At 69.4% G+C, this 11,961-nt stretch carries 11 protein-coding genes; 2 read left to right on the forward strand and 9 right to left on the reverse strand.

Annotated elements, in window-relative coordinates; all coding sequences use genetic code 11:
• Positions 1-53 precede the first annotated feature (53 nt).
• On the forward strand, positions 54-1,646 hold the full coding sequence (gene guaA, locus SBI80_RS02260; protein ID WP_318972799.1) for a glutamine-hydrolyzing GMP synthase: 1,593 nt from the start codon (positions 54-56) through the stop codon (positions 1,644-1,646).
• A 55-nt stretch (positions 1,647-1,701) separates the two neighbouring features.
• Here guaA and SBI80_RS02265 read toward each other — a convergent pair whose 3' ends face one another.
• The 9 genes from SBI80_RS02265 to SBI80_RS02305 form a co-directional block, all read right to left on the reverse strand.
• Entirely contained in the window at positions 1,702-2,637 is a 936-nt protein-coding gene (locus SBI80_RS02265; protein WP_318972800.1) for a MerR family transcriptional regulator, read from the reverse strand.
• Position 2,638: 1 nt separating this feature from the next.
• Positions 2,639-4,174 carry a flavin-containing monooxygenase gene (locus tag SBI80_RS02270; protein ID WP_318972801.1) on the reverse strand — a complete coding sequence of 512 codons (1,536 nt, stop codon included), beginning with the start codon at positions 4,172-4,174 and terminating at the stop codon, positions 2,639-2,641.
• 1 nt (position 4,175) lies between these two features.
• Positions 4,176-5,096: a ferritin-like domain-containing protein gene (locus SBI80_RS02275; protein WP_318972802.1), complete on the reverse strand. Its 921-nt coding sequence runs from the start codon at positions 5,094-5,096 to the stop codon at positions 4,176-4,178.
• 10 nt (positions 5,097-5,106) lie between these two features.
• Complete coding sequence (locus tag SBI80_RS02280) at positions 5,107-5,952, reverse strand: SDR family NAD(P)-dependent oxidoreductase (RefSeq protein WP_318972803.1); 846 nt, start codon at positions 5,950-5,952, stop codon at positions 5,107-5,109.
• The gene (locus tag SBI80_RS02285) at positions 5,949-6,914 is read right to left on the reverse strand and encodes an alpha/beta hydrolase (RefSeq protein WP_318973646.1); all 966 of its coding nucleotides are present in this window, start codon (positions 6,912-6,914) and stop codon (positions 5,949-5,951) included. The genes SBI80_RS02280 and SBI80_RS02285 overlap by 4 nt, the downstream gene beginning before the upstream one ends.
• 101 nt (positions 6,915-7,015) lie before the next feature.
• Positions 7,016-7,735, reverse strand: a complete 720-nt coding sequence (locus tag SBI80_RS02290) for a hypothetical protein (protein ID WP_318972804.1) — start codon at positions 7,733-7,735, stop codon at positions 7,016-7,018.
• A complete protein-coding gene (locus SBI80_RS02295; RefSeq protein WP_318972805.1) occupies positions 7,732-8,961 on the reverse strand; it encodes a zinc ribbon domain-containing protein in 1,230 nt (409 codons plus the stop codon). The genes SBI80_RS02290 and SBI80_RS02295 overlap by 4 nt, the downstream gene beginning before the upstream one ends.
• A complete protein-coding gene (locus SBI80_RS02300) occupies positions 8,958-10,517 on the reverse strand; it encodes a S53 family peptidase (protein ID WP_318973647.1) in 1,560 nt (519 codons plus the stop codon). The genes SBI80_RS02295 and SBI80_RS02300 overlap by 4 nt, the downstream gene beginning before the upstream one ends.
• Positions 10,518-10,644: 127 nt before the next feature.
• Positions 10,645-10,911, reverse strand: coding sequence for a hypothetical protein (locus tag SBI80_RS02305; protein WP_318972806.1), 267 nt, complete (start codon positions 10,909-10,911; stop codon positions 10,645-10,647).
• 323 nt (positions 10,912-11,234) lie between these two features.
• Between SBI80_RS02305 and SBI80_RS02310 the strand changes: the two genes are divergently transcribed.
• On the forward strand, positions 11,235-11,930 hold the full coding sequence (locus SBI80_RS02310; protein WP_318972807.1) for a DnaE2-dependent mutagenesis accessory factor ImuA': 696 nt from the start codon (positions 11,235-11,237) through the stop codon (positions 11,928-11,930).
• Positions 11,931-11,961: the final 31 nt, after the last annotated feature.

The following is an 11,961-nucleotide window of genomic DNA, read 5'->3' on the forward strand; positions in this document are numbered from 1 at the left end:
CGACCCGCGGTGCCGTGGACGTTGACGCGGCCCCGCGCCACTAGACTGGGCCAGTGGAAACGGCATCTCCCCGGCCCGTATTGGTGGTCGACTTCGGCGCGCAGTACGCGCAGCTGATCGCGCGACGCGTCCGTGAGGCGCGGGTCTACTCCGAGGTCATCCCGCACACCGCGACCGTCGACGAGATCAAGGCCAAGGACCCGGCGGCCATCGTGCTGTCCGGCGGCCCGGCCAGCGTCTACGCCGACGGTGCGCCGCAACTGGATCCGGCCGTCTTCGACCTCGACGTGCCCGTCTTCGGCATCTGCTACGGGTTCCAGGCGATGGCCCAGGCGCTCGGCGGAACGGTGGCCCACACGGGCACCAGTGAGTACGGCCGCACCGACCTCAAGGTGAGCGGGGGCGAGCTGCACTCCGACCTACCCGCCAGCCAGCCGGTGTGGATGAGCCACGGCGACGCGGTCACCGCTGCGCCGGAGGGCTTCGACGTGGTCGCGACCAGCGCCGGTGCACCGGTGGCTGCCTTCGAGAACCGCGCCCGTCGGCTCGCCGGCGTCCAGTACCACCCCGAGGTGCTGCACAGCCCGCACGGCCAGCAGGTGCTGTCCCGCTTCCTGCACGAGTTCGCCGGCATCGGCGCCTCCTGGACGGCCGCCAACATCGCCGACGCCCTGGTCGAGCAGGTCCGCGCCCAGATCGGAGACGGCCGGGCCATCTGCGGGCTGTCCGGCGGGGTCGACTCGGCCGTCGCCGCCGCCCTGGTGCAGCGCGCCATCGGAGACCGGCTGACCTGCGTGTTCGTCGACCACGGACTGTTGCGGGCGGGTGAGCGCGGCCAGGTGCAGCGCGACTTCGTCGCAGCCACCGGGGCCAACCTGGTCACGGTCGACGCCGAGGAGCGCTTCCTCGAGGCGCTGTCGGGGGTCACCAACCCCGAGGGCAAGCGCAAGATCATCGGGCGGGAGTTCATCCGGGCGTTCGAGGGCGCCGTGCGGCGAATCGTCGACGACGGCGGGGCTGCCGACGAGCGCTCGCGCGAGGAGCCGAGCGTCCAGGTCGACTTCCTGGTTCAGGGCACGCTGTATCCCGACGTCGTCGAGTCCGGTGGGGGAACCGGGGCGGCCAACATCAAGAGCCATCACAACGTCGGCGGGTTGCCGGCGGACCTGAAGTTCAAGCTGGTCGAGCCGCTGCGGCTGCTCTTCAAGGACGAGGTTCGCGCCGTCGGCCGCGAGCTCGGGTTGCCCGAGGAAATCGTTGCGCGCCAACCCTTCCCGGGGCCGGGACTTGCCATCCGCATCGTCGGGGAGGTGACCGCCGACCGGTTGGACACCCTGCGCCGCGCCGACGCCATCGCCCGCGAGGAACTCTCCACCGCCGGTCTGGACAAGCAGATCTGGCAGTGCCCCGTCGTGCTGCTCGCCGACGTCCGGTCGGTCGGCGTCCAGGGTGACGGCCGCACCTACGGTCACCCGATCGTGCTGCGGCCGGTCTCCAGTGAGGACGCGATGACCGCGGACTGGACCCGCGTGCCGTATGAGGTGCTCGAGCGGATCTCGACCAGGATCACCAATGAGGTGCCCGAGGTGAACCGCGTCGTCCTCGACGTCACTAGCAAGCCGCCGGGCACCATCGAGTGGGAGTGATCCCCTCCCCGCGAGCAGACGCCAATGGCCCTGGATCCCGCCAATCGAGGGCCGTCTACGTCTGCTCGGCGGTCGGTGTGTCGGCTTCGGTCGAGTCGGCCGACTTCTCGATGAGCTCGCCGAGGATCTGAGTCACGACGGACTCGATGGTGCTCTCGATCGAGAACGCCAACGTCGCCGACACCGCGGCCAGCGCCTGGGTGCGGAACCGCACCAGCATCGTGATCAGTTCGGCCACTTCGGTGTCGGGGGGCAGCGCCGCGCCGGGGTTGATGCGGGTCATCACGTGCTCGACGCCGGCACGCACCAGGATGCCGCTGATCTCGTCGATGAGCGGGGCCGTCTGCTCGTGGATGTCGATGAGCGTGTCGGTACTGACGCCGTACTGCCTGATCTCGTTGAAGGCCTCGATCAGCTTGGGCCGCACCACCGTTGCCTCGTCGCCGTCGACGGTGATGACGCCGAGGCCAACCATGCGGTCGAAGCCCGTGTCGTCGTCGATGAGTCGCCTGGCGTCGGCCACGGACATGCGGTCGGGTTTCTCCGACGCCCAGCTGCCGGCGATCGCCGACTCCAGCCCCAACATGTCGCCGAGGTTCTTGCCCTCCTCCCAGGCGCTGAGCATCTCGTGCACGTGGGCAATGTTGTAGCCGCGGTCCAGCATCGAGGTGATCAGCCGCAGCCGGGTGAGGTGCGTGTCGTTGAACAGTGCGATGCGCCCGACCCGCAGCGGCGGATGCAGCAGGCCGCGGTCCCGGTAGACCCGGATGTTGCGGGTCGTGGTGCCGGCCAGACGCGCCAGCTCCTCGATGCGGTACTCACCAGAGGCCGCAATGCCGTGCGGCTGCACGGCGGCGTCGAACAGCTGCGACACCGCGTTCTCGATGACGTCGCGCGAACCCCGCCGGATCTGACGGGGTGCGCGTCTCAGCCCGGCGAGGATCGTCGATATGGCGCCGGCTTGTTGCCGTGGCGGCTTGGCCGGCGGCATGTCAGGCCGACGAACGGGTGCCCACGATGGCAGGCGCGTGGCCGGCGACTCCATCTGGAGCGCTCCCCGCGGCCGCGGCCTCGTAGTCACCGAACTGGAAGTCACGCATCTGTCGAAGATACTGCGTTGCGAAGCCCGGGTACATGGACGCGTTGAATCCGTCCGCCGTGAGGTACCAGCTGCTGCAACCGCTCATCCACGTCGTCTTGGTCAAGCGCTGCTGCAACCGCTCGTTGTGACGCCGCTGGACGTCGGCCCGCACGTCGAGATAGCGCAGGTCCTCGCGCAGGATCGTGGTGATGCCGGCGACGGCGTAGTCGATCTGGCCCTCAACGAACACCAGCAGCGAGTTGTGCCCGGGGCCCGAGTTCGGACCGGTCATGAAGAACAGGTTGGGATAGCCGCTGGCGTTGATGCTCTTGTAGGCCTGCGCGCCGCCGGCCCACTCGTCGGCCAGCGACCGGCCCCCGAGCCCGGTCACCGGATACGGCGGACCGGTCAGGTGCACGTCGTACCCGGTGGCGAACACGATGCAATCCAGATGGTGTTCGATGCCGTCACTGGTGCGGATGCCGACGGGGCTCATCGTCGCGATGGGCCAGTCGATGAGCTTGCAGTTCTCGCGCTGCAGGGCCGGGTAGTAGTCATTGGACACCAGCATGCGCTTGCACCCGGGAGTGAAGTCCGGCGTCAGCTGACGGCGTAGCCACGGGTCCTTGACCTGCCGCTTGAGATGGGCCTTGCCGATGCGGGCCACCACCGAGTTCAGCGGGGACTTCCACACCAGCGCCGTCGCGCTGGCCTCGTGGCCCCAGAACAAGGCCTCGCGGGCAAGGCGTTGCGCCGCAGGCAACCTGGTGAACAGCTGCTGTGCGCGGCCAGGGGTGGCGACGTCGAAGCGGGGGATCACCCAGCCCGGGGTGCGCTGGAAGACCTTGACGAACCCGGCCTGCTCGACCAGTTTCGGGACGATCTGCACGGCGCTGGCACCGGTGCCGATGACGGCGACCCGCTTGCCGGTGAAGTCGTAGTCGTGATCCCAGCGGGCGCTGTGGATCTTGTGCCCCTCGTAGGTGTCGAGGCCCCGGACGTCGGGCCACGTGTGGTCGGGCAGCGGCCCGGAGGCGAGTACGACGGTGCGGGCGCGGTAGGTCGTGCCACCGGTCGTCGAGACGTCCCATACGCCCGCGGCCTCGTCGAACGACAGCCCGTCGACCTCGACGCCGAAGTGGATCCGGCGCCGCAGGTCGAAGCGGTCCACCATGTCCTCGATGTGCCGGCGGATCTCGTCGGCCGGTGAGTACGCGCGCGACCACGTGGGGTTGGCGACGAACGAGAACGAGTACAGCAGCGACGGAATGTCGCATGCCGCACCGGGATAGGTGTTGTCGCGCCACGTTCCGCCGACGCGTTGGTCACGTTCGACGATGACGAGGTCCTCGACCCCGGCCTGGGTCAGCTTGATGGCCGCGCCGATACCGGTGAAGCCGGTGCCGACGATGAGGGTGTCGTAGACGCGAGGATCGGTTTCGGTCACGTCAGGCTGCCGGCTCGTGGGTGAGTTCCTTGAACCAGGACGGGATGGGCTTGAGCAGCCGCCTCGGGTAGCGGTCCGACGCCCACACCATCGGGTTGGCGATCCAGTGGTACGGGTTGTCGGGCTTGACCACCATGCGGGCGTGCAGCTTGAGCATCTGATACGTCGGTACGCGCCAGGTGTATTCGGCGCGGCCGCCGAGTTCCTTGAACCGCATCATGGCCTTGTACAGGCGCTCGGGTTCAAGGCCCATGTCGACGATGTTGTTGCGCATCCGATTGAGCAGCGGAACGTACATGATCATGCCGATGATCAGCCCCGGGCTGGCCAGGCCGCCGACGAAGTCGACGGCCAGCTTGCGGGCCTTGGCGTGCCCGATCATGTTGAGCACCTCGAAGTCGACGGCGATGTGCCGGGACTCGTCGTTGTTGATCTTCTCGAACACCTGGTGGCAGACCGGATCGTCGACCTCGTCGAGCAGGAACTTCAGCAGCGCGCCGTCCAGCGCCACCTCGAGCATCGGGATGACGGTGCCGAGCACCGACAGCGACATCTCGTCGGAGTAGCGGTCCAGCCATTCGATGGCCAGCCGAATGTTGACGTTCGGCTCGGGCATCTCCCCGCCGTCGAGCATGCCCCAGCGCTTCATCAGGGCGAGTTCGGCGTTGGCGTGGCGCTGTTCCTCGGCGTGGAAGTAGCGGTAGATCTCGGCAAGGGTCGGCGTCGGTGCCTTCTTGGCCAGGGCGGCGAAGCCGCGGGCGCCGACGTTCTCGATCCAGCACAGGTCGGCCATGAATGCCTTGAGCTTGGGCCGGAACTCGTCGCTGATGGTCTCGGCTCCCGGTGCGTCCCAGTCGATGTCGGCCAAGGCCCACTGCCGGTCCTTGATCTTGGCGAGCATTGCGTCCATGTCGATTGCCATGTCGAGCCTCCTAGTTGGTGACGCGGTTGGTCAGTCCCGCGGCGCGGGTGTAGACCGTCGGGGTGAAACGCTTGATGCCCCAGCCGATCCGGGCATCGGGCTGCGGCATGCAGTACAGGCCGCCACGGTCGTTGGTGTCCAGGCAGGTCTTGGCGACGCGCTCGGGGGAGAAGCCGGTCCAGCGCATCAGGCGGTCGGCCAGCTGAGAGGAGCGGGCCGAGATGGCGCCGGACTTCTCGCCGGAGACGAGGATGTTGGTCTTGACGAAGGTGGGGCAGAGCACCGTGACGTCGATGCCGGTGCCGGACAGTTCGGCGGCCAGCGTCTCCGACAGCGACAGCACACCGGCCTTGCTGACGTTGTAGGCGGCCATTCCCGGCGCAGCGCCGAACGCGGCGGCGGACGCGACGTTGATGATGCCGGCCCGCACCCCGGCGTCGCGCAGGATCGGTGTGAAGACATGGCAGCCGTGAATCGGGCCCCAGAGGTTGATGCCGAGGACCCACGTCCAGTCCTCGATGGCGATCTCACCGATCGGGGCACCGCCGGCGCCGACACCGGCGTTGTTGATCACCAGGGTCGGTGCGCCGCCGAGCCACGACTGGGCTTGGGCGGCAAGCCCTTCGACGTCCTCGAGCCGGGACACGTCGCAGTGGACGGACGTGGCGTGGCCGCCTGCGGCGACGATGGCCGCTGCCGTGGCACGTGACGACCCCTCGTCGACGTCACTGCACACGATCCGTCCGCCGCGGCGACCGAGCTCGGTCGCGAAGGCCGCGCCGATGCCGCTGCCCGCACCGGTGACGACGGCGGCCGCGCCGTGGCTGTGCTTGGGTGAGGATCCGAAGAGGTTCATCCGACCCGCCGAATTCCGTCGTCCTGCAACGCCCCGGTGAGGAACGCCGACACCCGCCGCATCGCGGGGGCGGCCTCCGGCGTCAGGCGGGGCAGCGCTTGGAAGACATGCACCTGGTCGGGCCAGACCTCGAGGTCCACCGACCCGCCGGCGGCGGCGATGTCGGCCGCGAGCTTGCGGGCGTCGGCGACCAGCATCTCCCCGCCACCGGCCTGGATCAGCGTCGGCGGCATCCGTCGTCCGCCTGCGACGTCGAGGGTCAGCCGCGGGTGGGCGAGATCGGCTCCCGTGCAATACAACTCGACGAGTCGGCGGGCGTCGGAAGCTCGGATGGCCGGGTCGCGGCGCAGTGCCTCGCGGGCGCGGGCCAATCCGAAGGTCAGGTCGATCAGCGGGGAGAACAGGGCCACCGCGGCGGGGTGGGCCACGTCCGGTTGTAGCAAGAGGTCCACGGCGAGGTGGCCGCCCGCGGAGTCGCCGGCGACGACGACGCGCCCTGGGGCGAACCCCTTCTCGGTGCACAGCCACTCCCACCCGGCACGCACGTCCACCGCCGCGGCGGGAAAGCGGTGGCGCGGCGCCAGCCGGTAGTCGACGCAGAAGACCGGCAGCCCGGTCAGCCGCGAGAGCCAGGCGGTCAGCCTGCGGTGGGTACGTGGGGAGCAGAGGGCGAATCCGCTGCCGTGCAGGAAGTACACGCAGGCATCCCCGGTCGAGCTCACCCCGGCTCCGCGCACCCACTCACCGACGACGCGTCCGCCGCCGCGCAGCCGGACGTCGACCTTCTCCACCTCGGTGCCGGCCAGGGAGGGGCCGAAGGAGTCCATGATCCGCGACACGATGCGGCGCGAGGCCCACAGTCCCCAGGCGCGTTCGGGCGGTAGGACCGCACTGAGTTGTCGCAGCGTCACTCCGCTCACCGCGGCGGCACCGCGCGATCGCAGGGAGCCCCGGGCTGGCATGGTGTCGGTCGTCACAACGCGAGTACAGCAGCGATTGGTGACATTTGTCAATGTCACCATTTGAACGTGTGAGGTTCACGCCACATCAGAGGAGTGGACGGTCAGTGCAGCGGGTCGCCGCGCCAGGCGAAGCTGTTGACGTATTTGCCCATGTCGAGGGCCAATTGGAGGTTGGCCGCCGACGGCTTGCCGGAACCGAAGTCCGGGCCGAAGGGGTGATAGGGCCCGACGGCACCCGCGACCAGCGCGAGGTCGTTCTTCACCGCCACCAGGACCACCAACCGCATCCGCGAATAGCTGGCGTTGGAGCCCTGCGGCCAGCAGTCGGCCACCATGCCGTATCCCGGCTGATAGCCGACCATCGCGTTGGGGATCTCGTAGGCCATCTTGGTGTCCGGAAAGGTCGACTTGACCAGCTCGTTGGCGATTTGGCGGGGCGGGCGACCCCTGGCGGGCTGGCTGAACAGGCGCATCGTCCCGCCGTCACCGGCCAGCAGATCGGCGGTGATGCCGGTGTCACTGGGGGTGACCTTGTAGGCCGATCCCTCGGCGGGATAGGCCACGGTGAAGGATCCGTCGGCCGCGGTGAACCGTGGGTTGACGGTCACCGGATCGCCCATCGGCGGCCGGCCGCAATCGGGCGGGCAGACGTAGCGCGCCGACGGCTTCTCCAGCGCGCCGGACATCGCCACCAGGCCGGCGGCAACCAATCCGATGGCGGCCACCCAGACGACGAGCAGGCGTCGATGCGAGGTCTTGGGAATGGCGGGCACGGTGTAGGTGCCCGCATGCGTCGAGTAGCCCTGGACGACCGTGGTCACGACGGCTCGCTCCCCGGCGGCGGGTCGACGTCGGTGCGTACGGGTCGGGTGTCGCGGCGGGTCTGGCGGGACTTGCGCGAGGACGCCCTGGTGGCGGCCCCGCATGCGACGCAGAAGGCCATGTCCGGTACGACGTGACCGCAGTGCGGGCACAGCAGCGGCTCGTCGGAGAGGATCTCGTCGTGGGCCTCGTGCAGTAGGGCCAGGTGCAGGCCGACGCGCAACGCGAGCAGGGCGGCCGCGGCGACCACCAGGTGCAGGGTCAACTGCAGGAGCTGGGGCATCCGGGCGATGTCCACCAGGCCGAGCAGGCCGTACATGGTCATCACGGCCAGGGCGAAGACCGTCAGCGCGATGCGTACGTAGTTGCGGTGCTGGTGCTTCTTGTTCTCCGGCCGGGTGAACCAGAGCGCCGTGCCGATCAGCCCGCCCACCGCGGCAGCGGTCAGGGGTACGGCGATGCCGCGGATGCCCGCCTCGACGAACAGCCCGCTCATCGGTCTGCCCCTGGCTACCATGCCGCCGCTGAACTGGGGGGCCAGTCGCGTCATCTGCGCGGCGGCGGTGAACATCAGCGCGCCGAGTGCCCCAATGGCGAAGCCGTCCAACGACTCCCGCTCCCCGGGCCGCACCATGCGCACCAGGACCGCAGGGGTCAGCATCAGTAGCAGGCCGCCGATGGGCACGCCGAGACCGTCGCGAAGCACCCGCGATCCGGCGATGCCGACGCCCAACCCAACGTCGTAGGCCTGCGCGATCATCGCCCCCGTCAGCAACACCCACCCGACGCCGAGCCCGATGCCAAGCCCCGCCGTCGTGACCAGGGTGCCGGTCGGGACGTCGTCGTAGACGTCGGACTCCTGCAGGTAGATGAGGAACAGCAGCGGAAGGCCAAGGGCGGCAACGGTGATGAGAGCGGCGGGCAGCCGGAACAGGGTGGCGGCGATCAACGCGGCCAACAGCACGCCCAGCCCCACCATGAACGGCACGCGGGAGCTCGGCGCGAGGTGGGGGAACAGCGAGCTGACGATGTTGGGCCGCAGCAGGTGTTCCCCTGGCGACGCGCTGTAGGCCCGTACGCGCAGCCAGTCCGGCCCCTTGGCGGCGTGGTCCTTCAACGGCAGGCCGCACAGGCCGCAGTACTCACCCTCGGGGACCGCGGTCCGGCACACCCGGCACTCGGTCATGCCCGGGGTGGGTTCTTCGGTGTCGGGTTCGGTGGTCATTGCGCAATCCTCTGGAACAGGAGGAGGTTTCTGGCGAGGTTGTCCACGTCGGGTGTGCCGAGTCCGCTGACCAGGTCGTAACCGGGGCCCGCGATGTCGACGGCGTTTCCGCCGAGGGTGACGTCGCGGAATGCGGGGCGCGGCGCGCCCTGGGCCATCTGGTACAGCAGGGGATTGATGTCGCCGATCTCGCTGCCGCCGTTGGCCTTCAGATACTGCGTCATCACCGCGGCCAGGCCGGCCCAGATGGGCGCCGACTGCGAGGTGCCGCCGCCGACCACCTCCGCTCCGTCGAGCACGATCCTCACCCCGGTGAAGGGGTCGGCGACCGCGGAGATGTCCGGGGTCAGCCGCATGCCCGTGTTGCGGTTGGGGGCAATCTGACCGGCCGCGACGCGCTGCCACGACGGGAGTCCGAACAGCGCCGACACTCCGCCGCCGGTGCCCTGCGACAGCGGAACGTCGAACCAGGCCTGCTCGGCCAGCCACCCACCGCGTGCATCGGTGGACAGCGTGGTCCCGCCGACGCTGGTCATCTCGGGAAGGGAGGCAACGGAATCCAGCCCGACGTCGGCCGGTCCCGGTGGGGAGTCCCAGTCGTCGCCACCCTTGCACTCCAGCCCGGCGAGGTCACCGCTGGCGCTGAAGGCCGTGGTCCCGTTCTCCTGGGCGGCCGCAAGTGCAGAGCGCACCGGGGCCAGGTCCGCCGGGGTCAGCAGCTTGTCGCAACCCCAGCCGATCGACAGACTCCAGATGGCGCCCGGGAACTCGCGATCGGTGTCCTCCATCATCTGGCCGATCTTCTGGAAGGCGCCCTCCCCCTCGACGGTCGGGCGGGCGTTGACGACCACCTTCTTGGCGTCCGGGGCGATCGCGTGGACGACCTCCAGATCCATCGTCGTCTCGCCCGACGGCTTGGTCAGCGGGCCGCCGACGACGGTGGGGGTGAACGTGGGCAGCCCGCTCATCCTGGCGAAGGCGTCCAGGTCCGACTGGGCGAAGCCGTTGAACGCGAACACGACGACCGTGGTGCCCTTGCCCGTGAACCCGTCGCGGACCATGGGCGTGGCGTTGTAGGTGTTCAGCAGCGCATCGGGGGTCAGTCCCCGGTTGGGTACGTCCAGTGGCAGGATGTCGGGCCGTGACTCGTAATGCGGTGTGTAACTGAGGATTCGGCCCAGCTGAGCGACCTCGCCGCGGAGCTGCCCAGGTACCTGGGGCTGTTGCGGGGAGGCGTAGAACTCCTGGCCGCGCTGGCCGCGGTAGTCGTGCACCTCGACGCCGAACGCATCGGCCACCTCCTCGGGGGAGCCCTCGACGACGGCCCAGCCGTCATTCGTGCGCCACCGCACGGAGAGGTCGTGCTGGCCCGCCCAGCCGATCAGCGCGTCGGGCCGCTGTCGATGGGTGAGCATCGCCGTGAGCTGGACGTGGTCACCGCGAGCCGGACCGAGGTCCGTCGATGCGGCTAGCAGCGACGCGAAGGGGCCGTCGATGGCGGCGGGGTATCCGGCGCCCGGGGTGATGCGCAGATCCGATGCGAGTGCGAGCACCACGACGAGGATGACGGGCAGCAGCCACGGCCAGGAACTGGTGCGCCTGGCTCGGGGCGCGGTCACGGTGCGTGACGGCATGTCGGTGTGGTGCGGCGACCCCGTGATGGATCCTCGAGACCGCGTGCCGTCAGTTGTCGCCAGGGATGGCCGTCGGCGCGGGCGGGGCCTTCACCGGAGGCGTGAACAGGTTGCCGCCCGTGGGGTTGATCGACTTCTCGGTGGGCGTCACCGAGGGCGCGGGCGACGACGACGGCGCGGTGGTGGTCGTGGTGGTCGACGTTTCCGGAGCCTTCTCCGAGCTGCCGCCGCACGCCGCGGTCAGGCCGACCATCGCGACGATGGCGCTGCCTCCCGCGTAGGCCGCGATGCGGCGAGTCAGACGCTGTGACCTCATGATGCTCGTCCTTTACCAATCCCCGAGTTGCCAACGCATGCCTTCGGTGAATCGCCAGTGCGACCGCACGGCCTGGAGAACGGGACGCGTGCACCAGTCCCTTTCCGAAGCGGGTGCCGGTGACCGCACTGTAGCTCACGGGTTGAACGGGCGCACAGGCATTTCACTGGCGGCGTAGCGCTGCCGACGGCCCGCTCGGCGGCTCGATCCGCTTGACGGTGTCGGGGGGTGAGTGTTTACTCGTTTCATCGAACATACTTTCGAACACGGGATGGGTCGGATGGTGCGGAAGATGCTCTCGTGGCAGCGGTGATGGGTGTGACATGAGTGTGACCGTAGGTGCTCGAAATCGCGCTGAACAGGTAGAACACCTCAGGCGCAAGATCGCCGAGGTATCCGGACGGACGACGGGTTCGGTCGGGTCCGCCCGGCGCGGAATCCTGCCGTCGGCGGCCGCGCTGCCGGCCTCGGAGAATTTGCTGCCGATCCCGGATTCGCTGGCCGACCTCCTGCCGGATTCGTTGCCGAGGGGCTCGGTTGCCGTGCTGTCGGGAGCGCGATCGCTACCCCTGAGATTGGTGGCGGCGGTGACGGCGGCGGGTGGGCACGCGGCGATCGTGGGTCAGCCGGACGTGGGTCTGCTGGCGGCCGTCGAGATGGGTGCCGACCTGAGCCGGCTCGCGGTGATTCCCGATCCCGGCACCGATCCGGTCGAGGTCGCCGCGGTGTTGATGGACGGGCTCGATCTCGTGGTGCTGGGCCTCGGGGGGCGGACGGTGGCACCGACGAGGGCACGGGCCGTGACGGCCAGGGCCAGGCAGAAGGGCTGCACCCTGGTGGTCACCGACGGTGACTGGCACGGCGCGTCGGCCCGGCTGGAGTCCAGGGTCTGTGGATACGAGGTGACGGGCGCGGGTCCGGGTGCGCCGACGCCGGGATGCGGGCGGATCAGCCGGGTGCGGGTGGCGACCAGGGCGTCGGGTCGGGCCGGTGGACGTGCGCGCGTAGTGGGCGGATGACGTGCCCGGCAGGGTGTTGGCCATCTGGTGC

Origin of the sequence: Mycolicibacterium sichuanense (assembly GCF_033741125.1) — a bacterium.
Classification (GTDB): Bacteria; Actinomycetota; Actinomycetes; order Mycobacteriales; family Mycobacteriaceae; genus Mycobacterium.